Origin of the sequence: Saccharothrix sp. NRRL B-16314 (genome assembly GCF_000716595.1) — a bacterium.
In the GTDB taxonomy this organism is placed as follows: domain Bacteria; phylum Actinomycetota; class Actinomycetes; order Mycobacteriales; family Pseudonocardiaceae; genus Actinosynnema.
Map to the genome: position 1 here is coordinate 304,261 of NZ_JNXC01000003.1, position 26,218 is coordinate 330,478.

Here is a 26,218-nt window from a genome sequence, read left to right on the forward strand (position 1 = left end):
ATTGCGGTGCGCCGCCGCGACCCGATCAGGCAGGATGCGGCCCGTGATCCACACCGCGATCGTCACGGGCGCCAACCAGGGCATCGGCGCCGCGACCGCCAAGGCCCTCGCCGCGCAGGGCGTCAACGTCCTCATCACGTTCCTGCGCTTCGTGCCCACGTCGGACCCGAGCCTGCCGCCGGAGTACTTCACCGCCCGCGAGTCCGGCGCGGAGGACGTGGTCGCCGCCATCGCCGAGGCGGGCGGCAAGGCGCACGCGGTCGAGGTCGACCTCACCGACCCGATGGCGCCCACCGCGCTGTTCGACACCGCCGAACAGGTCTTCGGGCCGGTGGACATCCTGGTCAACAACGCGTCCAGCTGGGTGCAGGACACGTTCCTCGCCGCCGAGTCCGACCAGTTCGGGCGGGTGCTGCGGGCGGTGACGCCGCAGACGTTCGACGCGCAGTTCGCGGTGGACGCCCGTGCCGGCGCGCTGCTCATCGCCGAGTTCGCCCGGCGGCACATCGCGCGCGGCGGGAACTGGGGCCGCATCGTCGGCCTCACCTCGGGCGGTCCGCTCGGCTTCCCCAGCGAGGTGACCTACGGCGCGGCCAAGGCGGCGCTGGACAACTACGCCATGTCCGCGGCGGCCGAGCTGTGGCCGCACGGCATCACGTCGAACGTGGTCAAGCCGGGCGTCACCGACACCGGCTGGGTCAACGACGCCGTCCGCGCGCAGCACGACGTGTCGCAGCCGGAGGACGTCGCCGGCGTGGTGGCGTTCCTGTGCTCCGACGCGGCGGCCAAGATCACCAGGAACGTGATCAACCTGCACTGATCGGTTTCACGGTGGACGCGGAGGCGCGAGAGCCCTTGTGATGGCCACATGCGCTCAGCCTTCGGCACGACCTTCGACGTCCCCCTCGGCTACCTGAACACCGCCAGCGTCGGCATCCCGCCCGCACCCGCGGCTTCGGCCGTGTCGGACGCCGTGCGGCGGTGGTCGACCGGCCTGGACGGCCCCACCTCGGTCGACCCGAACGTCGCCGCGGCGCGCACCGCGTTCGGGCAGCTCGTGGGCGTGCCCGTGGACCGCGTGGCGATGGGCGCCTCGGGTTCCCAGCTCGTGGCCCTGGTCGCGGCCGGGCTGCCCGCCGGTTCGTCCGTGCTGGTGGCGCGCGGCGAGTTCACCAGCCTGACGTTCCCGTTCGCGGCTCGTGGGCTGCGGGTCACCGAAGTCGATCTCGACGAGCTCGTGGCCGAAGCGGGCTCGCACGACCTCGTCGCGGTGAGCGTCGTGCAGTCCGCGGACGGGCGGATCGTCGACCTGGAAGGGCTGCGCGCGACCGGCGTGCCGGTGCTCCTGGACGCGTCGCAGGCGGTCGGCTGGCTGCCGCTCGACCTGGGCTGGGCGGACTGGGTGGTGGCCGTCGGCTACAAGTTCCTGATGGCGCCGCGGGGGTGCGCGTGGCTCGCGTGCTCGGCGTCGGCGCTGGAGCGGACGGTGCCCGCGGCGGCGAACTGGTACGCCGGTGACGACCGCTGGACCACGGTGTACGGGCTGCCGCTGAGGCTCGCGCCGGACGCCCGGCGGCTCGACATCTCACCCGGCTGGCTGGCCCAGGCCGGTGCCGCGGCGTCGCTGACGTACCTCGCGTCGCTCGACCTGTCGGCCGTCCGGGACCACAACGTGGCGCTCGCCGACACGCTCCTGGCCGGCCTCGGGCTGCCCGCGCGCGGGTCCGCCATCGTCTCGCTGGACCTGCCGTCGGCGGGGGAGCGGCTGACCGAAGCCGGAGTGCGGTCCAGCCTGCGCGCCGGACGGGTCCGGCTGGCGTTTCACCTGTACAACGCGGTGCCCGATGTCGATCTGGTGCTCAGCGCGCTCGGCTAGACCCGCTTCCGTTACCGTGAGTTCCGTGTCGGTTCCTCCCGAATCACCCCAAGAGGTGACGCAGCGGATCCCGCCCATCCGGACGTCGGACACGGCGCCGCTGTGGCGGTCGGAGATCGGTCGGCTGGACTCGCTGCTGAGCTCCCCGCCGCCAGGACCTCCCGCGCCGGGTCCGTCGCGTCGCGGGCTGGTGCTCAAGGGGCTGGGGCTGCTCGGCGTGGCGGTGGTGTCCGGGCTGGTCTGGCTGGTCGTGATGCCGAAGAACGAGCAGACCGGCACGCCGACCCCGACGTCCGCCCCGGCGGGCGAGTTCACCTTCGTCAAGTCGCCGGACATACCGGAACCGCTCAAGGACAGCAACTGCGCGCCGCATGCGTACGGGCAGACCAAGGCGTTCCTGACCACCACGCCGTGCCAGCAGCTCACTCGCGGCCTGTACACGACCACCACCCCGGACGGGGTGAAGGTCTACACGTCCGTGTCGGTGGTGCGGATGAAGACCTTGGCGGACGCCGCCAAGCTCAAGGACCTGACCACCCGTGACGGCACCGGCAACGTCAACGACCTGGTCAAGGACGGCGCGGTGAAGGTGCCGAACATGACCACGCTGGGCAAGGGCGGTTTCGCGGCGGAGCAGAAGGACCTCGACGTGATCATCATCGAGTCGGACTCCGCCGTCCACGGCCCCGACGAGACCAGGCACAACCAGCTGATGAAGCAAATCAGCAACGACGCCATGCGCCTCGTTGTCGACCTGACCCGGTAGGCCCCGGCGACCTCAGCCGACGCCGGCGCCCGGGAACGGGATCGACGCCGGTGTCAGCCCGGCCGCCTTGCGCCACCGCGTCGCCCGCACCGCCGACACGGTCAACGCGTCCAGCGCCGACTTCCGCAGCGCACCGTCCTCCGTCCGCTCCAGCACACCGCGCCAGGCCACGCACGCGTCCGTCTCCACCGAGACCAGCGCCGCGATCGCCGCCGCCGCGCTGTCCACCGGCTGCGGCGCGAGGTAGGCCGCCGCCGGTGGTTGCGGCGTGGCGCCGGCGTCCCGCAGCCACCGCTCCGTCACGTCCCGCCGCGCCCGGTGCGCGTTCGCGCCGTCGGCCACCTCCGCCACCTGCTGCGGCACCGCGATGAACGCGCTGACCAGCCCGTACGTCCACACCGCCGCGTGCTCGGCACGCAGCGCCCCCTGCATCGCGTCCACGCTCATGACAACGCCTCCACCAGGCTCGCGCACCCGGCCGCCACCGAGGCGAGCAATCCCACCCGGTACGGCTGCGCGGACGCCACCAGGTCGCCCGCCTGCTTCTGCGCCGCCTGCAACGCCGGCACCAGCGCCTCCCGCGACGCGCCCGGCGGCGGCGCCACCGAAGTCGGCGTCGCCGGCGGAACCGACGACCCCGGCACCCGCGGCGTCGCCCGGTCCACCTCCGCCTGGAGCCGCGCGGCGTGCTCGGACCGCGCCGCGGCCGTCTCCGGCGCGCCCGCCGCGGTCGCCAGCGCGGCGTCCGACAGCGCCGTCTTCACGAGCTCCGACAGCGGGTCCGGAGGAGGTGGCGGGGGTGGGGGTGTGGTGCACGCGACTGCCAGCGGCGCCGTGGCCGCCGCCAGCAGCACTCCGCGCCTGCTGAACGCCGTTCTTCCGATCACGTGTACCGATCCTGCCAGAGCCGCGCCCTCGCCCGTGGCACGTGGGACCGCGCCGAACGAGATAGTCTGAGCGACCACGGCCGGCGAAGTGCAGCGTCGGTCGGGGTTGCCGTGCCCTCTGCACTCGAAGAGACTTTGGAGTCACCACGTGTCCAGCCCGCCGCGCGGAGAACTCGCCGCGCAGCTAGCACCCGTCGTGCGGGAAGTGGTCGAGGCCCTCGGCTTCGACCTCGAGCTGCTCGACGTGAACCAGGCTGGGCGTCGCAGGCTGGTCAAGGTGGTCGTGGACGGCGACGACGGGATCACGTCGGACGAGCTGGCGGTCGCCGGCCGAGCCGTGTCCGCCGCGCTCGACGCCCACGAGCACCTGATCGCGGGGTCGTACACGCTCGAGGTCACCTCGCCCGGCGCGGACCGCCCGCTGACCAGGCCGCGCCACTGGAAGCGCAACCGACTTCGCCTCGTGAAGGTCAAGCAGCCGGATCAGGTCGAGTGGTTCGGCCGGGTCGGCGAGGCCGACGACACCGGCGTCGTGCTGCTGGTCAAGGGCGAGCTGCGCCGCGTCGAGTACAAGACGATCGAGCGCGCCGTCGTCGAAGTCGAGTTCAAGCAGCCGCCGGTCGAAGAGCTCGCGCTCCTCGAGGGCAAGCACCTGAAGGAGGAGTCGGAGTGAACGTCGACATCGCCGCTCTCAGGGCGATCGAACGGGACAAGGACATCCCCTTCGACACGGTTCTCGAAGCGATCGAGACCGCCCTGCTGACCGCCTACAAGCACACCGAGGGCCACCACTCGCACTCGCGGGTGGAGATCGACCGCAAAACCGGCATGGTGCGCGTGCTCGCGCAGGACCTGAACCCGGACGGCTCGGTGCTGGAGGAGTGGGACGACACCCCCGAGGGGTTCGGCCGCATCGCCGCCACCACCGCCCGCCAGGTCATCCTCCAGCGCCTGCGCGACGCCGAGCACGAGCGCACGTTCGGCGAGTTCTCCGCCAAGGAGGGCGAGATCATCGGCGGCGTGGTGCAGCGTGACGCCCGCGCCAACGCCCGCGGCATGGTCGTGGTGCAGATCGGTGACACCGAGGGCGTGCTGCCGCCCGCCGAGCAGGTGCCCGGCGAGTCGTACGAGCACGGCTCTCGGCTCAAGTGCTACGTCGTCGGTGTGTCCCGCGGCACCCGCGGCCCGCAGATCACGCTGTCGCGCACCCACCCGAACCTGGTGCGCAGGCTGTTCGCCCTCGAGGTGCCCGAGATCGCCGACGGCACCGTCGAGATCCCCGCAGTGGCACGTGAGGCAGGTCACCGTTCGAAGATCGCGGTCCGCACGACGGTGCCCGGCGTCAACGCCAAGGGCGCGTGCATCGGCCCGATGGGCGCCCGCGTCCGGAACGTGATGAGCGAGCTGGCCGGCGAGAAGATCGATATCATCGACCACTCGGACGACCCGGCCACGTTCGTCGGGAATGCCTTGTCACCGGCGAAGGTTGTCTCCGTCAGGGTGCTCGACGAGCGCGCCAAGACGGCCCGGGTCGTGGTGCCGGACTTCCAGCTCTCCCTCGCCATCGGCAAGGAGGGCCAGAACGCCCGGCTCGCCGCCCGGCTCACCGGATGGCGCATCGACATCCGCAGTGACGCGGAGGCCGGCGGGTCCGCTCCGGCGGGCGCGGCGACATCCGGTTCAGCCGACTAGGCAACAGGGGATAGACTTCTCAGTGGTTCAACGTCGGGGATCGGAATTCGCGCACATCGGCCCGGTTCGTACGTGCATAGGGTGCCGTGCTCGGACGTTGCCCTCCGAGCTGCTACGCGTGGTGGTCGTGGACGGGGCTGTGGTCCCGGACACGCGTCGACGGTTGCCCGGTAGGGGAGCATGGCTGCACCCCGATCCGGACTGCCTCCGCAACGCCGAGAAGCGACGGGCGTTCCCCAGGGCCTTCAAGGTCCAGGGGGCGCTCGACGTGGAAGGTGTGCGCGGTCACCTCGCGCAGTGTGGGAAGGAGGTCGCGGGATCGCCCCGTGACCAGCAGGAAGCAAGGAAGCAGGTCGACCCGTCATGAGTCAGCCGTGAAGCTGAAGACATGAACGCGCGACGTTAAGACGAGGTCGACGGGACTTGCCCGCCGGCCTCCCTCACAGAGGAGTGCAGTGGCAGGTAAGGCCCGCGTGCACGAGCTCGCCAAAGAGCTCGGTGTCACGAGTAAAGAACTGCTGACCAAGCTCGCCGATCAGGGCGAATACGTGAAGTCCGCGTCCAGCACCGTCGAGGCCCCCGTGGCCCGGCGGCTTCGTGACGCTTACGCCAAGAACGAGGGCAAGGCCAAGCCGTCGGGCGCCCGCCCGGCCGCGCCGAAGCCCGCGGCCTCGGCGGAGACCAAGAGCGAGTCGACGACCCCGCGCCCGCCGGCCCCCGCCGGCAAGCCGGGTCCGCGTCCCGTGCCCGGCCCGAAGCCGATGGCCCCGAAGCCGCCGGCGCCGAAGCCCGTCGCCACGCCGGAACCGGCCGCACCGGCCGCTGCCCCTCAGCAGCAGCCGCAGGCGCCCGCCCCGGCCGCCGCGTCGGCTCCGACCCCGGCTCCCGTTCCGGCCGTCGTGCCTCAGCAGCAGCCGCAGCAGGCGCCCCCGCAGGCGCCGAAGACGGGCGGCCCGCGTCCCGGCCCTCGCGTGGCCCCGCCGCCGCAGCAGCAGCCCGCGGCAGCTCAGACCCCCCCGTCCGTGGTCCCGCCGCGCCCGCAGTCTCCCAAGCCTGCCGGTCCGCGGCCCCCGCGTCCGGGCAACAACCCCTTCGGTGTCGGCGGTGGCGCTCCCGCGCCGCGTCCGCAGGCGCCGCGTCCGGCCACGCCCGGCGGCGGCGAGCGCCCGGCCGGTCCCAAGCCCGGTGACTCGCGTCCGGCCGGCCCCCGTCCGGGTGGCTCCGGTGGCGGTCCCGGCGGCCCGCGTCCCAACCCCGGCAACATGCCGCCCCGGCCGAACCCGGGCATGATGCCCGGTCGTCCCGCGCCCCGCCCCGGTGGCGGCGGCGGTGGCGGTCGTGGCCCCGGCGGTCCCGGTGGCGGCGGCGGTGGCCGCGGTCCCGGTGGCGGTGGCGGCGGCGGTCGTCCCGGTGGCGGCGGTGGCGGTGGCGGCGGCTTCCGTCCCGGCGGTGGCGGCGGCGGCGCTGGTGGCGGCTTCCGTCCTGGTGGCGGCGGTGGCGGTGGCGGTGGCTTCCGTCCCGGCGGCGCCGGTGGCGGCGGCGGTGGCGCACCGGCCGGTGGTGGCGGCGGTTTCCGCGGTCGTCCCGGTGGCGGTGGCGGTCCCGGTGGACGCGGCGGTGCCGCGGGCGCCTTCGGCCGTCCCGGTGGTCCGGCGCGTCGTGGCCGCAAGTCGAAGCGGCAGAAGCGCCAGGAGTACATGGACAACATGCAGGCGCCTTCGGTCGGTGGCGTCCGCCTGCCCAAGGGCAACGGCGAGACGATCCGCCTGCCGCGCGGCGCTTCGCTGACCGACTTCGCCGACAAGATCAACGCCAACCCGGCCTCGCTGGTGCAGGTGCTGTTCCACCTCGGCGAGATGGTCACCGCGACGCAGTCGGTGTCCGACGAGATCCTGGAGCTCCTGGGCTCCGAGATGAACTACAACGTGCAGGTCGTGTCCCCCGAGGAGGAGGACCGCGAGCTGCTGGAGACGTTCGACATCACCTACGGCGAGGACGCCGGTGACGAGGACGACCTGCAGATCCGGCCGCCGGTCGTGACCGTCATGGGTCACGTCGACCACGGTAAGACGCGACTGCTGGACACCATCCGCACCGCGAAGGTGGCCGAGGGCGAAGCGGGTGGCATCACCCAGCACATCGGCGCCTACCAGGTGAACACGGAGCTCGAAGGCAACGAGCGCCTGATCACCTTCATCGACACCCCGGGTCACGAGGCGTTCACCGCCATGCGTGCTCGTGGTGCGAACTCGACCGACATCGCGGTCATCGTGGTGGCGGCCGACGACGGCGTGATGCCGCAGACGGTGGAAGCGATCAACCACGCCCAGGCGGCCAACGCGCCGATCGTGGTCGCGGTGAACAAGATCGACAAGGAGGGGGCCAACCCCGCCAAGATCCGCCAGCAGCTCACCGAGTACGGGCTGGTCGCCGAGGAGTACGGCGGCGAGACCATGTTCGTCGACATCTCGGCGAAGCAGGGCATCAACATCGACGGCCTGCTGGAAGCGATCCTGCTGACCGCCGACGCGTCGCTCGACCTGCGGGCCAACCCGAACATGGAGGCCCAGGGCGTCGCGATCGAGGCTCACCTGGACCGCGGTCGCGGCCCGGTGGCCACGGTCCTGGTGCAGCGCGGTTCGCTCCGCGTCGGCGACTCGATCGTCGCCGGTGACGCGTACGGCCGCGTCCGCCGCATGGTGGACGAGCACGGCGCGGACATCACGGTGGCGACCCCGTCGCGCCCGGTGCAGGTCATCGGCCTCACCTCGGTGCCCGGCGCGGGTGACAGCTTCCTGGTGGTCGACGAGGACCGGGTGGCACGGCAGATCGCCGAGCGCCGCCAGGCCCGCAGCCGCAACGCCGCGAACGCGGCCAAGCGGAAGCGCGTCAGCCTGGAGGACCTCGACGCCGCGCTGAAGGAGACGAGCGCCCTCACCTTGATCATCAAGGGTGACAACTCGGGTACCGTCGAGGCCCTGGAAGACGCCCTGATGAAGATCGAGGTCGGTGACGACGTCGAGCTGCGGGTCATCCACCGCGGCGTCGGTGGCATCACCGAAGGCGACATCAACCTCGCCGTCGCGGGTAGCGCCATCGTCCTGGGCTTCAACGTCCGGGCCGAGGGCAAGGCGACCGAACTCGCGAACCGCGAGGGCGTCGACGTCCGCTACTACACGGTGATCTACCAGGCGATCGACGAGATCGAGCAGGCCCTCAAGGGCATGCTCAAGCCGGAGTACGAAGAGGTCCAGCTGGGCCGCGCGGAGGTCCGCGAGGTCTTCAAGTCCTCCAAGGTCGGCACGATCGCCGGTTGCCTCGTGATGTCGGGCGAGATCCGCCGCAACGCGCGGGCACGTCTGCTGCGCGACAACAACGTCATCCAGGAGAACCTGCCGGTCAGCTCGCTGCGGCGGTTCAAGGACGACGCGACCGAGGTCCGCGAGGGCTTCGAGTGCGGTCTGACGCTCGGCAACTACGGCGACCTGAAGGTCGGCGACATCATCGAGACGTTCGAGATGCGCGAGAAGCCGCGCGCCTGATCGTCTTCAGCCAGGTGCGGGGCCGTCCTGGTGGCGGCCCCGCACCCTCGGACCCGTGGTGATCACCTGTGTTCGTAGGTTCCCTTGAGCTGGACGTGCTGCTCGGAGACGTCCACTCGTTGAAGCAGAAGCGGTCGGTGGTGCGGCCCGTCGTGGCCGAGTTGCGGCGCAGGTTCGAGGTGTCCGTCGCGGAGGCGGGCCACCTGGAGCTGCACCGCCGCGCCCTGATCGGGGTGGCGGTCGTAGCGGCCGACGCCGAGCATGTGAGGGACGTCATGGCCGCCTGCGAGCGGCTGGTGGCCGGACGGCCCGAACTGGAACTTCTCTCCGCCCGCCACAGGCTGGTCGGGCCGGAGGACGACTAGCAACTGACGACAGGAGGGGAGCGCCGTGGCCGACCAGGCACGGGCTCGCAAGCTCGCCAAGCGGATCTCGCAGATCGTGGCTTCCGCGTTGGAGCACGAGGTGAAGGACCCGCGGCTGGCCCGCGTGACCATCACCGACACGAGGGTGACCGGCGACCTGCACGACGCGACGGTCTACTACACCGTGCTCGGCGAGAAGCTCGACTCCGAGCCGGACCTCGCGGGCGCCGCGGCGGCGTTGGAGAGCGCCAAGGGCGTGCTGCGCACGATGGTCGGCCAGCAGACCGGTGTCCGGTTCACGCCGACCCTGGCGTTCGTCACCGACAACGTGCCGCAGGAGGCGCGTCGGATGGACGAACTGCTGGCCAAGGCCCGTGAGTTGGACGCCGAGGTGGCGCGGATCGCGCACGGCGCGGAGCCGGCGGGCGAGCCGGACCCGTACAAGGCGCCGCGCGAACCCGAGGACGCGGACTAGCGCCCGAGCCGATCGGGGCCGGGGCCGACTAGCGTTCTGGTCGTGCACAACGACCCGAGTTCGTCCGACGACTTGGCCGCCGACCTCGCCGAGGCCGCCCACGTCCTGTCCGCCGCCGCCGACGTCACGTTGTTGGCGCACGTGAACCCCGACGCGGACGCGTTGGGCAGTGCGCTGGCGCTGGGGTTGGCCCTGCACCGCCGCGGGGCGGTGGTCCGGGTGTCGTTCGGCGCGCCGGACGAGGTGCCGGAGACATTGCGGAGCCTGGACGTGGCGGGCCTGCTGGTGCCCGCGTCCGAGGTGCCCGCCGCGCCGCCCGTGCTGGTGGCATTGGACACGGGCAGTGTCGGGCGGCTGGGGCCGTTGGCCGATCGGGTGTCCACCGCCGGTGTGGTCGTGGTGTTGGACCATCACGTGTCGAACCCCCGGTTCGGGCACGTGAACGTGGTGGACGACCGGGCCGAGGCGACCGCGATCGTGGTGCTGCGGCTGCTGGACGAGCTGGGCGTCGAGCTGGACGAGCCGGTGGCGCGGTGCGTGTACGCGGGTCTGGTGACGGACACGCGGTCGTTCCGGCACGCGTCGGCGGCGACGCACGAGGTGGCGGCCCGGCTGCTGGCGGCCGGCGTGGACGGCGAGGCGGTGGCCCGCCCGTTGATGGACTCTCACCCGTTCGGGTATCTCGGCATGTTGGCGAAGGTGCTCGGCCGGGCGTGCCTGGAGCCCGAGGCCGCGGGTGGGCTGGGCTTCGTGCACGCCGTGGTGACGTTGGAGGACGCCTCCGGGCTGCGGCCCGAGGAGGTCGAGAGCGTGGTCGACCTGGTGCGCACCACGGCCGAGGCGGAGGTGGCGGCGGTGCTCAAGGAGCTGCGGCCGTCGTCGTGGTCGGTGTCGTTGCGGGCGGTGAGCCGGGTGGACGTGCGCGAGGTGGCGCAGCTGCTCGGCGGCGGCGGTCACCGCATGGCCGCCGGTTTCACCGCGAGCGGCCCGGTCGACAAGGTGCTGGCCGACCTGCGTGCCGCCCTGGAGACCGTGACCGCGTCGTTCTGAGCGTTGAACTCGGCTGTTCCGAACGTAGGACTCACGGGTTCCGAACGTAGGACTCACGCGAGAGTCCTACGTTCGGGACGGGTGAGTTGCGCATTGAGGGGTTCAGGTGGAGGAGCGGGTACCGGCGCGGCGGGTGTTCGGGTTGGCGGCGCCGGCGCTGGTGGTGCTGGCCGCCGAGCCGCTGTACGTGCTGGTGGACACGGCCGTGGTGGGCCACCTCGGCGGGTTGCCGTTGGCCGGGCTCGCCCTGGGCGGCGTGCTGTTCACCCAGGTCGCGACGCAGCTGACATTTCTGTCTTACGGCACCACGGCGCGCACCGCACGGCTGTTCGGCGCGGGACGCCGGGGGGAAGCCGTGGAGGAGGGCGTGCAGGCCACCTGGCTGGCGCTGGCCGTCGGTGCGGTGGTGATCCTGCTCGGGCAACTGCTGGCCGGACCCGCCACCCGGCTGATGGCCGGTGAGGGCGCGGTCGCGGACAACGCCGTCGCCTGGCTGCGGATCGCCCTGTTCGGCGCGCCGTTCGTGCTGGTCACGATGGCCGGCAACGGCTGGATGCGCGGTGTTCAGGACACCCGCCGGCCGCTCTGGTACGTGCTCGTCGGCAACGGCATCTCGGCCGTCCTCTGCCCGATCCTGGTCCACGGCGTGCACTGGGGCCTGGAGGGCTCGGCCATCGCCAACGTGGTCGCGCAGGTGCTGTCGGCCGGGTTGTTCATCAAGGCGCTCCGCACCGAGCGGGTGAGCCTGCGGCCGGACCGGCACCGGATGCGCGCGCAGCTGGGCCTCGGCCGTGACCTGGTGCTGCGCAGCCTCGCGTTCCAGGCCTGCTTCCTGTCCTCCGCCTCCGTGGCCGCGCGCACGTCGATCGGCGCGGTCGGTGCGCACCAGGTCGTGTTGCAGCTCTGGACGTTCCTCGCGCTCCTGCTGGACTCGCTCGCCATCGCCGCCCAGTCGATCATCGGCGCGGCGCTCGGCGCGGAACGACGTGAGCAGGCCCGTCGGTTCGCGTGGCAGGTCACCGGGTACGGGCTGTGGTTCGGCGTGCTGCTCGGCGTGATCTTCGCGGCGCTGTCGGGCCCGCTGCCCCACCTGTTCACCGCGGACCGGGCCGTGCTGGACGAGATCCCGCACGCCTGGTGGTTCTTCGTGGCGTTGCAGCCGATCGCGGGCGTGGTGTTCGCGCTGGACGGGGTGCTGCTCGGCGCTGGTGACGCGAAGTTCCTCCGCACCGCGACGCTGATCTCGGCGGCGTTCGGGTTCCTGCCGCTGGTGTGGGCGTCCTACGCGTTCGGCTGGGGGCTGGTCGGCATCTGGAGCGGGCTCTCCGCGTTCATGGTGTTGCGGCTGGTCCTGGTGCTGCTGCGGACCCGGTCCGGCGAGTGGGCCAGGGTCGGCGCGGTGTGGTGAGCGGCACCCGGGGAATCGTTAACAATAGGCAACTGTTTCTCGATACTGGGAGTGCCGCCGCACGGAAGACCTAGGAGAACCGCCTTGCCGGTCGATCGCGCCACCAAGCAAGCGTGGCTGATCTGGTCAACCGCCGTCGCCGTCTACGTCGCCGCCCTGTTCCACCGGACCTCGCTCGGCGTGGCCAGCCTGGAGGCGGGCGACCGCTTCTCCGTCGGACCGGCCGCGCTCGGCACGTTCACCGTGCTCCAGATCGGCCTCTACGCGCTGATGCAGATCCCCACCGGCCTGCTGGTGGACCGCTTCGGCCCGCGCCGCGTGCTGACCGCCGCCGCCCTGCTCATGGGCACCGGCCAGGTCATGTTCGCGCTCGCCGAGTCCTACCCCGTAGGCCTGGCCGCACGCGCGGTGCTCGGCATCGGCGACGCCATGACGTGGGTCAGCGTGCTGCGCCTGGCCGCCGCCCACTTCCCGCCACGCCGGTTCACCCTGGTGATGACGCTGTCGGCCGCGCTGGGCGGCGCGGGCAACATGATCGCCACGGTGCCGTTGACGCTGCTGCTGGACAACGTCGGCTGGACGGTGACGTTCCTGATCGCGGGCTTCGGCACGGCGCTGTACTCGGCGGTGATCGCGTGGCGGGTCCGCGAGGTGCCGGACGGCGTGCCCCAACCGGTGGTCGAACCGGTGCCGCTGCGGGCGGTGGGCGCGAAGGTCGAGGACGCGTGGCGCGAGCCGAGCACCCGGCTCGGGTTCTGGGTGCACTTCACGTCGATGTCCGCGCCCGCGATGCTCGGCCTGCTGTGGGGGTTCCCGTACCTGGTCGAGGCGCAGGGCCTGTCGAGCACGTCGGCGTCCGCCGTGCTGAGCACGCTGGTGCTGGTGGGGATCGTGGCCGGTCCGGTGCTGGGCACGGTGATCGGCGCCCGGCCGGTGTGGCGGATGCCGATCGTCGGCACGTACCTGGGCGTGGCCATGCTGTGCTGGGCGGTCTTGTTGGGCTGGCCGGGCGGTGTGCTGCCGACGCCCGTGCTGTACGTCCTGTTCGCGTTGCTGGCCGTGGGCAACCCGGTGTCCGGCGTGGCGTTCGCGCTGGTGCGCGACTACAACCCGCTGCACCGGGTGAGCACGGCCACCGGCGTGGCCAACGTCGGCGGGTTCGCCGCGATCACGTTCACCGCGCTCGTCGTGGGCGTCGTGCTGGACGTCGTCGAGTCGTTCGTGCCCGCGCCGCAGGCGTACCGGCTCGCGTTCCTGTCCGTGGTCGCGGTGCTGCTGGTCGGCGCGTGGCGCACGATCGTGTGGTGGCGTCGTGCGCGGGCCGCGGTGTTCGCCGCCGAGGACCGGGGCGAGGCCGTGCCGGTGCGGTTGCGCCGCCGCCGTTGGGACGTGTTCGCGGAGGCCTAGGTCGCCGAGGCCTAGGATGCCCGGCTGTGTCCGCAACTTCTCCCGCACGTCCCGCCAAGCCGACCGTTCCCCCGGGTCTCGTCGTGATCGACAAGCCCGACGGCATGACCTCGCACGACGTGGTGGCCAGGGTCCGCCGCATCCTCGGCACCCGCAAGGTCGGGCACGCGGGCACGCTCGACCCGATGGCGACCGGCGTGCTGGTGCTCGGCATCGAGCGGGCCACGAAGCTCCTGGGCCACCTCGCGCTGGACAGCAAGGCGTACCTGTCGACCATCCGGCTCGGCTCGTCCACCACGACCGACGACGCCGAGGGCGAGGTGCTGTCGACGGCCGACGCGTCCGACGTGGCCGAGGACGCGATCCGCGCCGGTGTGGCGAAGCTGACCGGCGCGATCGAGCAGGTGCCCAGCGCGGTGAGCGCGGTGAAGATCGACGGCAAGCGCGCGTACGCCAGGGTCCGGGCCGGTGAGGTCGTGGACATCCCGGCGCGCCCGGTGACCGTGCACCGCTTCGACGTGCTGTCGGTCCGCCGCGAGGGCGACGCCACCGAGCTCGACGTGATGGTCGAGTGCTCCTCGGGGACGTACGTGCGCGCGCTGGCCCGCGACCTGGGCGCGGACCTCGGAGTCGGCGGCCACCTGGCGGCCCTGCGCCGCACCCGCGTCGGACCGTTCGACCTGCGCGTGGCGAAGACCCTGGAGCAGCTGGAGGCCGCGCCCGGCCTGTCGCTGGACCTCGACGCCGCCGTGTCCACCGCCTTCCCCCGCCGTGAGATCGCGCCGCGCGAGGCGGTCGCCCTGTCGCACGGGCAGCGCTTGGCCGCGGGCGGGCTGGACGGCACGTACGGCGTCTTCGGCCCGGACGGCCACGTGGTGGCGCTGGCCAAGGACGAGGGTCCGATCGCCAAGCCGTTGGTGGTACTGACCCCCGCCGGATAAGCCCTACGGTGGACGCATGGCGGGATGGGTGTGGCCGGCCGCGGCCGGCGTGGTGACCTCGGCCACGGGGGTGGCGATCAACCTGGCCACGGACGTCGGCGCGAGTCCGTGGGCCTGGGTCGCGGTCGCCGTCCTCACCGCGGTGGGTGTGGTCGTCGCCCTCCGCCTGCGACCTGCCACGTCGCAGGCGCCGACCGACGCTGTGCACAACAACACGACCGTGAACAACAGCATCACCGGCGGCGTGAGCGGCGACGTGGTGCAGACCGTGCAGTCCGGTCCGGCCGGTCCCATCACACTCGACGCCCAGGCTGGTCGGGACGCACGGCGCGACCCGTAGGCTTGCCCGCGTGCAACGCTGGCGAGGGCTGGAACACCTACCGGGCGGCTGGGGCCGCTGCGTCGTGACCATCGGTGTGTTCGACGGTGTGCACCGCGGGCACCAGGCTTTGATCAACCGGGCGGTCCGGCTGGCCGACGACCGCGGCGTGCCGAGCGTCCTGATCACCTTCGACCCGCACCCGTCCGAGGTGGTCCGCCCTGGCAGCCACCCGGCGCAGCTGACCAGCCTGCACCGGCGGGCCGAACTGGTCGAGGGCCTTGGCGTCGACGTCTTCTGCGTGATCCCGTTCACCGCGGAGGTCGCGCGCACGCCCGCCGACGAGTTCGCGCACGAGGTGCTGGTCGACCGGCTGCACGTGGCGGCCGTGGTGGTGGGGGAGAACTTCACGTTCGGCCACAAGGCGGCGGGCAACGTCGAGCTGCTCCGCGCGCTGGGCAAGCGGTTCGGCTTCGTGACCGAGGGGGCGGATCTGGTGACCGACGACGGGGTGACGTACTCGTCCACGTACATCCGGGCGTGCATCGACGCGGGCGACGTGTCGGCGGCGGCGCACGCGCTCGGCCGGCCGCACCGGCTGGAGGGCATCGTGGTGCGCGGCGACGGGCGAGGCAAGGAACTGGGCTTCCCCACGGCCAACCTGTCCACCCCGCGGTTCGCCGCCGTGCCCGCGGACGGCGTGTACGCGTGCTGGTTCGTGCACAGCTCCGGCCGCCGCCTCAAGGCCGCGGTGAGCGTCGGCACCAACCCGACGTTCTCCGGCCGGGAACGGCGGGTCGAGGCGTTCGTGCTGGACGTGGACGAGGACTTCTACGGCCAGCGCGTGGCGCTCGACTTCGTTGACCGGCTGCGGGACATGGAGAAGTTCGACGGCGTCGAGCCGCTGCTGGAGCAGATGCACCGGGACGTGGCCGTTACCCGCGAACTCCTGGCGGACGCGGGCGAAGCCTGACGAGTGGACCAGGTGGGTGGAACCGCCCGTGCGACACCGGGCGACCTGGCAGTATGCCTTTCACGTCGGTCGGGCCAGGGGAGAGGCGAAGGTGGAGGACCACAACATCGTCCAGCGCAATCTCGCGTTGCAGCGGGAGTGGTACGGCGAACCCCTGGGCGACCGGGTGCGCCGGTTGGTGGTCGCGTTCGGGGTCTCCCAGGCGCAGCTCGCGGAGGTGCTCGGGATCAGCGCCCCCATGCTGAGCCAGGTGATGAGCGGGCGCCGGGCCAAGATCGGCAACCCCTCCGTGCTGGCCCGGATGATCATGCTGGAGCGCAAGGTCCTCACCCCCGACGTGGCCAGCGGCGCCCCCGAGGCGTTGCAGCGCGCGCTGGACGACGTGCGGCTGTCGAAACCGACCGTGAGCCGCGAGTCACTGCCCGTCAACGGCGTGGACGACGAGGCCGTGGTGTTCCCCTTCCTGCGCCGCCTGGCCGACCGCCGCGAGCTGTCGCAGGCCGCCGACGTGCTGGGCGAGGACTTCCCGGCGCTGGCGGAGCTGCTGCGCCGCGCCGGCAAGGGCCGCGAAGCCTGAGCGCCGGCAGCACGGGCGGGGCGTGCCGGTGAACCTGTTCTCCGCGATCTTCCCGCCCGACGACGTCGTCGAGGAGCTGCACGACGCGCTCCGCCCGTTCCGCTCGGCGTACCCGCGGCTTCGCTGGCTGCACCCGACCCGCTGGCACGTCACCGTCCGGTTCTTCGGCGGCACCGAGCCCGTCGACCCGCTCGGCGGCCTGGACCGGGTGGCCGCGCCCGTCCTGCGGCTGCGCGGCAGCGGCACGTTCCGGCAGGTGCTGTGGATCGGCGTGGACGGTGCGCTGGCCGAGCTGGGTGAGGCGGCCCACGTGCCACCGGACTGGCACCCGCACCTGACGGTCGCCCGCGGCGTCGTGCTGCCGCACGTCGAGTTCACCGGTCGTGAGTGGACGGCGACCGAGGTCGCGCTGGTCGCCAGCCGTCCGGTCGAGGGCTACGCGGTGCTCGACCGAGTGCCCTTGAGCACGTCAAACGCGTAGGGTGCGACCACTGCTGGTAACCTCGACAGTTGGGTCTGGCTGCGGTCCGTGGCGGCCTGTACCGACTACCCCGCTCGTGCGGGGCCGCACGGCACTCACCAGTACAAGGAGTAACAAGCACGTGGCACTGACCACCGAGCAGAAGAAGACCATCCTCACCGAGTACGGCGTCCACGACACGGACACCGGTTCGGCCGAGGCCCAGGTCGCGCTGCTGAGCAAGCGCATCGCCGACCTGACCGAGCACCTGAAGATGCACAAGCACGACCACCACTCGCGTCGCGGGCTGCTCCTGCTGGTCGGCCGTCGCCGCCGGCTGCTGAACTACCTCGCGAAGGTGGACATCCAGCGCTACCGCGCCCTCATCGGGCGGCTCGGCCTGCGCAGGTGATGCGTGCCGAGGGGGAGTGACCACCGCGGTCGCTCCCCCTCGGTGTAGTTGACGACAAAGACGAGGGAAGCACGCGCGGCGCACGGGACGACAGTTCGCCGGTCCTCGGTAGTGGCCCCCTGGTAGACGAAACCCAGGGGACTTCGATCGAAGACCGGCCTCGTCCGAACCGCGATCCCGCGCCCTGAGCGCGATGTGACCCGCATGACGAGGAGTACCCATATGACGGACATCGAGGTCCACGAGACTTCAGCCGTGATCGACAACGGTCGGTTCGGCACGCGCACCATCCGCTTCGAGACCGGTCGCCTGGCCCGCCAGGCGGCGGGCTCGGTCGTCGCCTACCTGGACGACGAGACGATGCTGCTGTCGGCGACGACGGCGTCGAAGCACCCCAAGGAGCACTTCGACTTCTTCCCCCTCACGGTGGACGTCGAGGAGCGCATGTACGCGGCGGGCCGCATCCCCGGCTCGTTCTTCCGCCGCGAAGGCCGCCCGTCGACCGACGCGATCCTGACCTGCCGCCTCATCGACCGGCCGCTGCGCCCGTCCTTCGTGGACGGTCTGCGCAACGAGATCCAGGTCGTCATCACGGTGATGAGCCTGAACCCGCAGGACCTGTACGACGTGGTGGCGATCAACGCCGCGTCCGCGTCCACGCAGCTCGCGGGCCTGCCGTTCTCCGGCCCCATCGGCGGCGTCCGGGTGGCGCTCATCGAGGGCCAGTGGGTGGCGTTCCCGACCCACGAGCAGCTGGAGAAGGCCGTCTTCGACATGGTCGTCGCCGGCCGTGTCGTCGGTGACGACGTCGCGATCATGATGGTCGAGGCCGAGGCCACCGAGAAGGTCATCGACCTGATCGGCGAGGGCGCCACGGCGCCCACCGAAGAGGTTGTTGCGGCCGGCCTGGAGGCGTCCAAGCCGTTCATCAAGGCGCTGTGCGACGCGCAGGCCCAGCTGGCGCAGGTCGCCGCGAAGGCCACCGGCGACTTCCCGACGTACCCGGCCTACCAGGCCGACGCCTTCGAGGCCGTCGAGCAGGCCGCGGCCGGCGAGCTGGGTCAGGCGATGACCATCGGCGGCAAGCAGGAGCGCGAGTCCCGCATCGACGAGATCAAGGCGTCGGTGCTGGAGAAGCTGGCCGAGCAGTTCGAGGGTCGCGAGAAGGAGGTCGGCGCGGCGTTCCGCTCGCTGACCAAGAAGCTCGTCCGCCAGCGCATCCTGCGCGACAAGGTGCGCATCGACGGCCGCGGCCTCACCGAGATCCGGTCGCTGTCGGCCGAGGTCGAGCTGATCCCACGGGCGCACGGCTCGGCGCTGTTCGAGCGCGGCGAGACCCAGATCCTGGGTGTCACCACGCTGAACATGCTGCGCATGGAACAGCAGATCGACTCGCTGTCCCCGGAGACGCACAAGCGCTACCTGCACCACTACAACTTCCCGCCGTTCTCCACCGGTGAGACCGGCCGCGTGGGCTCGCCCAAGCGCCGCGAGATCGGCCACGGCGCGCTGGCCGAGCGGGCGCTGATGCCCGTGCTGCCCAAGCGCGAGGAGTTCCCCTACGCGATCCGCCAGGTGTCCGAGGCGCTGAGCTCCAACGGCTCGACGTCCATGGGCTCGGTCTGCGCGTCCACGATGTCGCTGCTCAACGCCGGCGTGCCGCTGAAGGCGCCGGTCTCGGGCATCGCCATGGGCCTGGTGTCCGACGAGGTCGACGGCAAGACGGAGTACGTCGCGCTGACCGACATCCTCGGCGCCGAGGACGCGTTCGGCGACATGGACTTCAAGGTCGCCGGCACCAAGGAGTTCGTCACCGCGCTCCAGCTCGACACCAAGCTGGACGGCATCCCGTCCGAGGTCCTGGGCGCTGCCCTCGGCCAGGCGCGGGACGCGCGGCTGACCATCCTGGAGGTCATGGCCGAGGCCATCGACAGCCCGGACGAGATGAGCCCGTTCGCGCCGCGCGTGACGTCGGTCAAGATCCCGACCGACAAGATCGGCGAGGTCATCGGCCCGAAGGGCAAGATGATCAACTCGATCACCGAGCAGACCGGTGCCGACATCTCCATCGAGGACGACGGCACGATCTACGTCGGCGCAGCGGACGGCCCGTCGGCCGACGCCGCGATCGACATGATCAACGCGATCGCGAACCCGCAGCTGCCGAAGGTCGGCGAGCGCTTCCTGGGCACCGTGGTGAAGACCGCGGCGTTCGGCGCGTTCGTGTCCCTGCTCCCGGGCAAGGACGGCCTGATCCACATCTCCAAGCTGGGCAACGGCAAGCGGATCAACAAGGTCGAGGACGTCGTCAACGTCGGCGACAAGCTCCGCGTCGAGATCGCGGACATCGACCAGCGCGGCAAGATCAGCCTCGTGCTGGTGAACGAGGAGGCGGAGCAGGCCCCGGCCGGCGACGCCCCCGCGCAGGACACCGCACCCGCCGAGGCCGAGGCCAACGCGCAGTGACGACTGGCGTCAACGGGACGGCCGCGAGTGCTTCGAGCACTCGCGGCCGTCCGCTTACGCGGAGGCTCGGGCACCTCCAGAAGCCCGGCAGCACGGTGTCGCTGGAACGCGGTGACGCGGGCGTCGCCGTGCGCCGCAGCCTGCTGCCGTCCGGCCTGCGGGTCATCACCGAGCGCATCCCCGGCGTGCGGTCCGCGTCGGTCGGCCTGTGGGTGCAGGTCGGGTCGCGCGACGAGCGGACCGAGGTCGCGGGCGCCGCGCACTACCTGGAACACCTGCTGTTCAAGGGCACCGCGAACCGCACCGCGGCGGCGATCGCCGAGGAGATCGACGCGGTCGGCGGCGAGCTGAACGCGTTCACCGCCAAGGAGCACACCTGCTACTACGCGCACGTCCTCGACGAGGACCTGCCGCTGGCGATGGACCTGGTGTGCGACGTGGTGTTCGACGCGCTGTGCGAGCCGCGCGACTTCGAGACCGAGCGCGGCGTGGTGCTCGAAGAGATCGCGATGCGCGACGACGACCCGGAAGACCTGCTGCACGACGCGTTCCTCGACGCCCTGATGGGCGAGCACGTGCTGGGGCGCCCGGTGCTGGGCACCGAGCAGTCCATCGGGGACATGGAGCGAGACGCGCTGTTCGGCTTCTACAAGAGGCGCTACACGCTGCCGCGGATGGTGCTCGCGGTGGCGGGCAACATCGACCACGCGCAGGTGATGCGCTTGGTGCGCAAGCAGATCGGCGACCGGCTGGACCGCGTGGGCACGCCCGTCGCGCCGCGCGCCGGTCGGGCTCGCATCCCGGGCTCGCGCGACCTGGTGCTGCACACCGACGACACCGAGCAGGCGCACCTGATGCTGGGCGTGCGCGGGCTGGACCGGCACGACGAGCGCCGGTTCGCGTTGAACGTGCTGAACGCGGCCCTGGGCGGCGGCATGAGCTCGCGGCTGTTCCAGGAGGTCCGGGAACGGCGTGGGCTGGCGTACCAGGTGTACTCGTCGGTCGGCCTCTACGCGGACGCGGGCACGCTGTCGGTGTACGCGGGCTGCCAGCCGGACCGGCTCGGCGACGTGGCCGGTGTGATCCGCGACGTGCTGTCCACAGTGGCCCGTGACGGGCTGGGCGACGCGGAGGTGGCCCGCGGCAAGGGCCAGCTGCGCGGCGGGCTCGTGCTGGGCCTCGAGGACACCAGTTCGCGGATGTCGCGCATCGGCAAGGGCGAGTTGAACTACGGCGACTACCTGTCCGTGGAGCAGACCCTGGCGCGCATCGACGAGGTCACGCCGGAGGAGGTCGCGACGGTGGCGCGGGACTTGCTCCGACGCCCCGTGGCCGCCGCCGTGGTCGGCCCTTACGCTCACGCCGACGATCTGCCGTCCCAGGTGCACGAGGTGATCTCTTGACTGCCCAGCCGACTCCGGCCGAACCACTCCGCGTAGGCGTCATCGGCGCCAGGGGCCGCATGGGCGCCGAGGTGTGCCGTGCGGTCGAGGCCGCGCCGGACATGGAAGTCGTCGCGATGGTCGACGCGGGCGACTGGCTGTTCAACCTGGCCGACTCCGGCGCCGAGGTCGTGGTCGACTTCACCAGCCCCGAAGTGGTCATGGACAACATCCGGTTCTGCGTGGACAACGACATCCACGCCGTCGTCGGCACCTCCGGGTTCGACGCGCAGCGGCTGGGCAAGGTCGCGGAGTGGCTGGAGCCGAAGCCGGAGCTGGGCGTGCTGATCGCGCCGAACTTCGCCATCGGCGCGGTGCTGTCCATGAGGTTCGCCGAGCTGGCCGCCCGGTACTACGAGTCGGTCGAGGTCATCGAGCTGCACCACCCGCGCAAGGTGGACGCGCCCTCGGGCACCGCCGCGCACACCGCCCGGCTCATCTCCCAGGCGCGCGAGGCGGCGGGCCTCGGTGCCATGCCGGACGCGACGACCCAGGAGGCGCCGGGCGCGCGTGGGACGCTCGTGGGCGACGTGCGAGTGCACTCGCTGCGGGTCGCCGGGCTGATCGCGCACCAGGAGGTCGTGTTCGGCACGGAGGGCGAGACGCTGACGCTGCGGCACGACTCGTTGGACCGCAAGTCGTTCATGCCGGGCGTGCTGCTGGCCGTGCGGTCGATCGGTGAGCACCCCGGCCTGTCCGTCGGTCTCGACAAGTACATGGACCTCTGAGTCCGGTGCGGACCCGCACGGTCGCGTTCCTGATCACCGCCGCGCTGGCGGTGTACTTCGTGCTGCTCGGCGGTCGGGCCGTGGTGCTGATGGGCACCGGCGACCCGGTCGGCATCGGCCTCGGCATCGGGGTGCTGCTGCTGCCGCTGATCGGCGCGTGGATCGCGTGGACGAACCTGAAGTTCGGTTTCACCACCGAGCGGATGGCGCGGCAGCTCGACGCGGAAGGTGCCCTGCCGGACACCTCCGCGCTGCCGCGCCGCCCGTCCGGGCGGGTGGACCGGGAGGCCGCCGACGCGTGGTTCGAGGAGCGCCGGGCCGACGTGGAGTCGCGGCCGGAGGACTGGCGGGCGTGGTTCCTGCTGGCCCAGGCGTACGACCTGGCCGGCGACCGGGGCCGGGCGCGCGACACCATGCGGAAGGCCATCGACCTGCACGGCGGAGCCTCAGGTCGAGCCTGAACCCCTGTCGGGGTGTGCGTCACACAACCGGGTGGTTCGAGGTGCGGCCGTCCGGGCGACCGGGTAGCCGGTTGGGCATGGATCGTGCAGCGGTGGACCGCCTTTACGACTGTGACGTGCTCGACCGGCACGGCCGGCCCATCGGACCGGTCGCCGAACTGTGGCTGGCCAACGGCCGTCCGCTGTGGGCCGCGGTCCGCAGAGACGGCGGGGTCGCGCTGGTGCCCATCCGCGGCGCCCAGGTGCGCGACCGGCGGCTCGTCGTGCCGGTGGACCGGCGTGAGGTCGACGACGCGCCGAGGGTCGGCGGGCCGGAGCTGTCCGAGGCGGAGCAGGTCCAGCTGCACGACCACTACGGGCTGAGGGTTCCGGAGCAGCGCCTGGTGCGGCACGAGCGCGGCGACCCGCCCACCGGCGGCAAGTCCACCGGTGCAAAGTCGACGAATGCCAAGTCCACCGGTGCCAAGTCCGGTGGGGTCAGTTCAGCCACCAGCCGGCCACAGCGGCAGGCGACGCGGCCAGCACGCTGAACCGGGCGAACCGGCCCACCATGCCGGTGGAGATGAACAGCCAGGACGACATGCCCGCCAGCCCCGCCAGCACGGTGGTGAACATGAACGGCGGCAGGCCGACGACCGAGCTGACCGCGTGCGTGCCGAACATCCAGTGCGGGTGCCGCTGACAGCGCAGGCGGACCCACTCCATCCGGGCCTTCCACTTCTGCCGCCGCGGCGACAGCGGCACGTCCGGCTTCTCCTTGCGCTTCAGGAACGCCGGTAGGTGCAGCGAACCGCGTGCGGCGAGGAAGTACAGCATCTTGCCCAGCACCTGGCCCACGGCCACCGCGAGGCCGATCCACCACCACGAGATGCCCGGCTGCTGGGTCACCAGCCCGATCACGAAGATCTCGATGCTGATCAACGGCAGCATCGCGGAGCCGAACGCGACGCCGAACGTGAGGCACAACCACCCGAGCACCCGGCAGAGGCTACCCGTGCGGTCATGGCTCCAGTAGTAGTGCCAGCCCCCCGGTCACCCTGATTTCGCGCAACGGTCGCCCGCCGGCGTCCAGGGTGCGCACCGTGCCGTCCGGCTCCCACCCGGCCTTGCCGTAGAAGCCGATCGAGGCCTTGTCCGCCTCCGGCACCCACGCGACGCCCCTCGTCGCGCCCGCTTCACGCAGGTGTTCGGCAGCCGTGGCGAGCAGCCTCCCGCCGTGGCCGCGCCGTCCCCAGCGCGGCTCCACGAGCACGCTGACCAGCGCGGTCGTCCCGGCGTCCGGGGGCAGCGAGCCGTCCGCGCGGGCCACTTCGTCCTCGGGGGCCTGCCCGGCGACGCAGAACCCGACCGTCCACCCGCCCTCGACGGCGACGAACACCTGACCGCGCCCGACCGGCTCGGACCACGCCACGGCGGTCTCGTCGACGTCGATCGCCTGGAGGACTTCGGTGGGCACGAGGTCCTCGTAGGCGGTCCGCCAGGTGTCTCGGTGGATGCGGGCGATCTCCGCCACGTCGTCGGTTTGCGCGGTGCGCACTGTGGCGTCGGCCATGTCCGAACCCTATCGGCGGAAATCCGCGTGATTCGCGGGGTGTCGCGTGACAGCGTCTGCGACGTGCGTTGGGCAGCGTTGGGCGTCGTGTACGTGGTGTGGGGTTCCACCTATCTGGCCATCCGGTTCAGCATCGAGTCGATGCCGCCGCTGCTCTCGGGCGGATCCCGGTTCCTGGTCGCCGGTGCGGTGCTGGCGCTGCTGGTGGCGTGGCGGGGCAGCCTGCGGATGACGCGGCGGCAGTTCGGCTCGGCGGTGCTGCTGGGTCTGCTGCTGCCGGCCTGGGGCAACGGGCTGGTGGTGCTGGCCGAGCAGTCGGTGGCGTCCGGGCTGGCGGCGCTGCTGGTGGCGTCCGTGCCGCTGCACGTCGTGCTGATGCGGAGGTTCACCGGGGAGCGCCCGCCGGGGGTGACGTACGCGGGCGTCACCGTGGGGCTCGTCGGGTTGGCCGTGCTGGTGCTGGACGACGTGGGCGACTCGTCGTGGTGGGGGCCGTGGGTGGTGCTGCTGGCGGCGTTCGGGTGGGCGCTCGGGTCGTTCCTGAGTTCCAGGCTGGACACGCCCGCGAACCCGTTCGCGCTGTCGGCGGTGGAGATGCTGGCCGGTGGGGCGGCGCTGACGGTGGTCGGCCTGGTCGCCGGTGAGCGGGTGTCGTTCGACGCGATCACGACGTCGTCGTGGGTGGCGTGGGGGTACCTGGTGGTGTTCGGGTCGCTGCTGGCGTTCAGCTCGTACGTGTACGTGCTGGGGCAGCTGCCGGTGTCGACCGTGGCGACCTACGCGTACGTGAACCCGGTGATCGCGGTGGTGCTCGGCGTGTGGCTGGCGGGCGAGCGGTTCGGGGTGTTGCAGCTGTTCGGAGGCCTGCTGGTGGTGCTGGCGGTGGTCCTGGTCGTGCAGGCGGAGCGGAAATGTCGTACCTGAGTGGGAGTATCCCGCCGTGCAGAAGATGAGCGCAGACGTCGCCCGGCGCATGGCACTCGGCGCCCAGGGTTTCACCGATCCCCGGCCCGCCGCCGCGCCCACCCGCAGACACCTCCAGAAGGTGCTGTCCCGGGTGCGGCTGTTGCAGCTGGACTCGGTGAACGTGGCCGTCCGCGCGCACTACATGCCGTTGTTCAGCAGGTTGGGCGCGTACTCGCCGTCGTTGCTGGACGAAGCGGCTTGGTCGCACAGCGCGCGTCGGCCGCGCCTGCTGGTGGAGTCGTGGGCGCACGAGGCGAGCCTGGTGCCGGTGGAGGACTGGCCGTTGTTCCACTCGGGGGCCAAGCGTGACGGCTGGTGGAAGAACTACAGCGCGATGGCCGAGCGCTCGCCGCAGCTCGTGGACGACATCCTGGCGGTGGTGAAGGAGCTGGGGCCGGTCGGTGCCGGTGCGATCGAGAAGGCGCTGGCCGGTGGCGGGCCGAGGGCCAAGGAGCAGTGGGGCTGGAACTGGTCCGAGGTCAAGAAGGTGTGCGAGTACCTGTTCGGCTCGGGCGTGCTGACGACGGGGTCGCGGCGGAGCTTCGAGCGGCTGTACGACCTGAGCGAGCGCGTGCTGCCGCCGGAGGTGCTGGCCCGGCGGATGTCGATCTCGGCGGAGGAGGGCTCACGGGAGCTGGTGGCCCGTGCGGCGACGGCCCTGGGCGTCGCGACGGAGCCGGACCTGCGCGACTACTACCGCCTCCAGCCGGGGCGCAGTCGGCAGGCCGTGGCGGAACTGGTCGAAGAGGGGGTGCTGGAGCCGGTCGAGGTGCAGGGCTGGGGCGCGCCCGCGTACCGGCACGTCGAGGCCCGCGTGCCGCGCCGGATCACCGGGCGGGCGCTGCTGTGCCCGTTCGACCCGCTGATCTGGGAGCGGGCCCGGACGGAGCGGATCTTCGACTTCTTCTACCGGATCGAGATCTACGTGCCGGCGCCGAAGCGGGTGCACGGCTACTACGTGTTCCCGTTCCTGCTGGACGGCGAGCTGGTGGGGCGGGTCGACCTGAAGGCGGACCGCGCCGCGGGCGTGCTCCGAGTGCAGGGCGCGTACTCCGAGCCGACCGCGGATGTCGGCCGGGTGGCGGTGGAACTGGCCGCCGAGCTGCGCCACATGGCGGACTGGCTGGAGCTGGACACCGTGGAGGTAGTACCCCGCGGCGACCTCGCGCCCACGCTCAAGGCGGTGGTGGGCTGAGGGGGTGGTCGGTCGAACGCGCCGGCAGCCCGCCGAGGGCCGGTGGCCTGCCGAGGGTGGTGGCCGGCCGAGGGTGGTGAGCTGGCCGAGGGCGGTGGCCTGCCGAACGTGCGGGCCTGCCGAACGGCCTGGACTGGCTGAACACGCTGGCTGTCCGAGGGGTGAGCTGGCCGCCGAGGGACGGTCGGTTGACGCGCGGGGCGTGTGGAGGCCGTTGGTCGGCTGAGGCGGCGGGCTGGCTCAACGCGGTCGCCGGGC

The 26,218-nt window shown here is 72.0% G+C and carries 29 protein-coding genes; 25 read left to right on the forward strand and 4 right to left on the reverse strand.

All coding sequences use genetic code 11. The annotated features are described in order from the left end of the window. Positions 1-34 precede the first annotated feature (34 nt). From OQ02_RS08485 to OQ02_RS40795, 3 genes are read left to right on the forward strand one after another with little or no spacing between them, the layout of a single operon-like run. Positions 35-820, forward strand: a complete 786-nt coding sequence (locus OQ02_RS08485; protein ID WP_033437694.1) for an SDR family oxidoreductase — start codon at positions 35-37, stop codon at positions 818-820. 48 nt (positions 821-868) lie between these two features. Then, the gene (locus OQ02_RS08490; protein WP_033437695.1) at positions 869-1,876 is read left to right on the forward strand and encodes an aminotransferase class V-fold PLP-dependent enzyme; all 1,008 of its coding nucleotides are present in this window, start codon (positions 869-871) and stop codon (positions 1,874-1,876) included. 25 nt (positions 1,877-1,901) lie between these two features. Next, the gene (locus tag OQ02_RS40795; RefSeq protein WP_156076928.1) at positions 1,902-2,642 is read left to right on the forward strand and encodes a hypothetical protein; all 741 of its coding nucleotides are present in this window, start codon (positions 1,902-1,904) and stop codon (positions 2,640-2,642) included. Between the two features lie 12 nt (positions 2,643-2,654). Here the strand turns inward: OQ02_RS40795 and OQ02_RS08500 are convergent, their stop codons facing one another. Beyond that, the gene (locus tag OQ02_RS08500; protein WP_033437696.1) at positions 2,655-3,089 is read right to left on the reverse strand and encodes a ferritin-like domain-containing protein; all 435 of its coding nucleotides are present in this window, start codon (positions 3,087-3,089) and stop codon (positions 2,655-2,657) included. Next, positions 3,086-3,529 carry a hypothetical protein gene (locus OQ02_RS08505; protein ID WP_033437697.1) on the reverse strand — a complete coding sequence of 148 codons (444 nt, stop codon included), beginning with the start codon at positions 3,527-3,529 and terminating at the stop codon, positions 3,086-3,088. The genes OQ02_RS08500 and OQ02_RS08505 overlap by 4 nt, the downstream gene beginning before the upstream one ends. Before the next feature lie 148 nt (positions 3,530-3,677). On the opposite strand from OQ02_RS08505, the gene rimP reads away from it, so the two are divergent. The 20 genes from rimP to OQ02_RS40800 all read left to right on the forward strand — a co-directional run bounded on the left by rimP (position 3,678) and on the right by OQ02_RS40800 (position 22,777). Further along, complete coding sequence (gene rimP, locus OQ02_RS08510; RefSeq protein WP_033437698.1) at positions 3,678-4,202, forward strand: ribosome maturation factor RimP; 525 nt, start codon at positions 3,678-3,680, stop codon at positions 4,200-4,202. Further along, positions 4,199-5,221 carry a transcription termination factor NusA gene (nusA, locus tag OQ02_RS08515; protein ID WP_033437699.1) on the forward strand — a complete coding sequence of 341 codons (1,023 nt, stop codon included), beginning with the start codon at positions 4,199-4,201 and terminating at the stop codon, positions 5,219-5,221. Before rimP ends, nusA begins: the two co-directional genes overlap by 4 nt. 22 nt (positions 5,222-5,243) lie before the next feature. Next, on the forward strand, positions 5,244-5,588 hold the full coding sequence (locus tag OQ02_RS42255; RefSeq protein WP_081915470.1) for a YlxR family protein: 345 nt from the start codon (positions 5,244-5,246) through the stop codon (positions 5,586-5,588). Positions 5,589-5,676: 88 nt separating this feature from the next. After that, positions 5,677-8,763, forward strand: coding sequence for a translation initiation factor IF-2 (gene infB, locus OQ02_RS08520; protein ID WP_033437700.1), 3,087 nt, complete (start codon positions 5,677-5,679; stop codon positions 8,761-8,763). Positions 8,764-8,831: 68 nt separating this feature from the next. Further along, positions 8,832-9,128, forward strand: a complete 297-nt coding sequence (locus tag OQ02_RS08525; protein WP_033437701.1) for a DUF503 domain-containing protein — start codon at positions 8,832-8,834, stop codon at positions 9,126-9,128. A gap of 25 nt (positions 9,129-9,153) precedes the next feature. Further along, complete coding sequence (gene rbfA / locus OQ02_RS08530) at positions 9,154-9,603, forward strand: 30S ribosome-binding factor RbfA (protein ID WP_033437702.1); 450 nt, start codon at positions 9,154-9,156, stop codon at positions 9,601-9,603. A gap of 42 nt (positions 9,604-9,645) precedes the next feature. After that, positions 9,646-10,653, forward strand: a complete 1,008-nt coding sequence (locus OQ02_RS08535) for a DHH family phosphoesterase (RefSeq protein ID WP_231499916.1) — start codon at positions 9,646-9,648, stop codon at positions 10,651-10,653. Between the two features lie 106 nt (positions 10,654-10,759). Further along, positions 10,760-12,061 carry an MATE family efflux transporter gene (locus OQ02_RS08540; protein ID WP_033437703.1) on the forward strand — a complete coding sequence of 434 codons (1,302 nt, stop codon included), beginning with the start codon at positions 10,760-10,762 and terminating at the stop codon, positions 12,059-12,061. 84 nt (positions 12,062-12,145) lie between these two features. Beyond that, on the forward strand, positions 12,146-13,468 hold the full coding sequence (locus OQ02_RS08545) for an MFS transporter (protein WP_033437704.1): 1,323 nt from the start codon (positions 12,146-12,148) through the stop codon (positions 13,466-13,468). A 26-nt stretch (positions 13,469-13,494) separates the two neighbouring features. Continuing rightward, positions 13,495-14,409, forward strand: a complete 915-nt coding sequence (gene truB / locus OQ02_RS08550; protein WP_081915471.1) for a tRNA pseudouridine(55) synthase TruB — start codon at positions 13,495-13,497, stop codon at positions 14,407-14,409. A gap of 16 nt (positions 14,410-14,425) precedes the next feature. Then, positions 14,426-14,749, forward strand: a complete 324-nt coding sequence (locus OQ02_RS08555) for a hypothetical protein (protein WP_033437705.1) — start codon at positions 14,426-14,428, stop codon at positions 14,747-14,749. Between the two features lie 10 nt (positions 14,750-14,759). Beyond that, entirely contained in the window at positions 14,760-15,701 is a 942-nt protein-coding gene (locus tag OQ02_RS08560) for a bifunctional riboflavin kinase/FAD synthetase (RefSeq protein ID WP_051772043.1), read from the forward strand. A gap of 91 nt (positions 15,702-15,792) precedes the next feature. Next, a complete protein-coding gene (locus OQ02_RS08565) occupies positions 15,793-16,278 on the forward strand; it encodes a helix-turn-helix domain-containing protein (protein WP_033437707.1) in 486 nt (161 codons plus the stop codon). 22 nt (positions 16,279-16,300) lie between these two features. Further along, positions 16,301-16,759 carry a 2'-5' RNA ligase family protein gene (locus tag OQ02_RS08570; protein ID WP_033437708.1) on the forward strand — a complete coding sequence of 153 codons (459 nt, stop codon included), beginning with the start codon at positions 16,301-16,303 and terminating at the stop codon, positions 16,757-16,759. 121 nt (positions 16,760-16,880) lie between these two features. Next, complete coding sequence (rpsO, locus tag OQ02_RS08575) at positions 16,881-17,150, forward strand: 30S ribosomal protein S15 (RefSeq protein WP_033437709.1); 270 nt, start codon at positions 16,881-16,883, stop codon at positions 17,148-17,150. A gap of 222 nt (positions 17,151-17,372) precedes the next feature. Next, a complete protein-coding gene (locus OQ02_RS08580; protein ID WP_033437710.1) occupies positions 17,373-19,616 on the forward strand; it encodes a polyribonucleotide nucleotidyltransferase in 2,244 nt (747 codons plus the stop codon). A 95-nt stretch (positions 19,617-19,711) separates the two neighbouring features. Continuing rightward, the gene (locus OQ02_RS08585; protein WP_442973583.1) at positions 19,712-21,019 is read left to right on the forward strand and encodes a M16 family metallopeptidase; all 1,308 of its coding nucleotides are present in this window, start codon (positions 19,712-19,714) and stop codon (positions 21,017-21,019) included. Beyond that, positions 21,016-21,786, forward strand: a complete 771-nt coding sequence (gene dapB, locus OQ02_RS08590) for a 4-hydroxy-tetrahydrodipicolinate reductase (RefSeq protein WP_033437712.1) — start codon at positions 21,016-21,018, stop codon at positions 21,784-21,786. The genes OQ02_RS08585 and dapB overlap by 4 nt, the downstream gene beginning before the upstream one ends. 5 nt (positions 21,787-21,791) lie before the next feature. After that, positions 21,792-22,247, forward strand: coding sequence for a tetratricopeptide repeat protein (locus OQ02_RS08595; RefSeq protein ID WP_033437713.1), 456 nt, complete (start codon positions 21,792-21,794; stop codon positions 22,245-22,247). A 77-nt stretch (positions 22,248-22,324) separates the two neighbouring features. Further along, a complete protein-coding gene (locus tag OQ02_RS40800) occupies positions 22,325-22,777 on the forward strand; it encodes a hypothetical protein (protein ID WP_156076929.1) in 453 nt (150 codons plus the stop codon). Here OQ02_RS40800 and OQ02_RS08605 read toward each other — a convergent pair. Both OQ02_RS08605 and OQ02_RS08610 read right to left on the reverse strand, forming a co-directional pair. Then, positions 22,725-23,225, reverse strand: coding sequence for a membrane protein (locus OQ02_RS08605; protein WP_033437714.1), 501 nt, complete (start codon positions 23,223-23,225; stop codon positions 22,725-22,727). The genes OQ02_RS40800 and OQ02_RS08605 overlap by 53 nt on opposite strands. 22 nt (positions 23,226-23,247) lie before the next feature. Further along, entirely contained in the window at positions 23,248-23,799 is a 552-nt protein-coding gene (locus OQ02_RS08610; RefSeq protein WP_033437715.1) for a GNAT family N-acetyltransferase, read from the reverse strand. A 63-nt stretch (positions 23,800-23,862) separates the two neighbouring features. Here OQ02_RS08610 and OQ02_RS08615 point away from each other — a divergent pair, with 63 nt between their 5' ends. Both OQ02_RS08615 and OQ02_RS08620 read left to right on the forward strand, forming a co-directional pair. Further along, the gene (locus OQ02_RS08615; RefSeq protein WP_033437998.1) at positions 23,863-24,723 is read left to right on the forward strand and encodes an EamA family transporter; all 861 of its coding nucleotides are present in this window, start codon (positions 23,863-23,865) and stop codon (positions 24,721-24,723) included. A gap of 25 nt (positions 24,724-24,748) precedes the next feature. Continuing rightward, complete coding sequence (locus OQ02_RS08620) at positions 24,749-25,960, forward strand: winged helix-turn-helix domain-containing protein (protein WP_051772095.1); 1,212 nt, start codon at positions 24,749-24,751, stop codon at positions 25,958-25,960. The last annotated feature ends 258 nt before the right edge of the window (positions 25,961-26,218 follow it).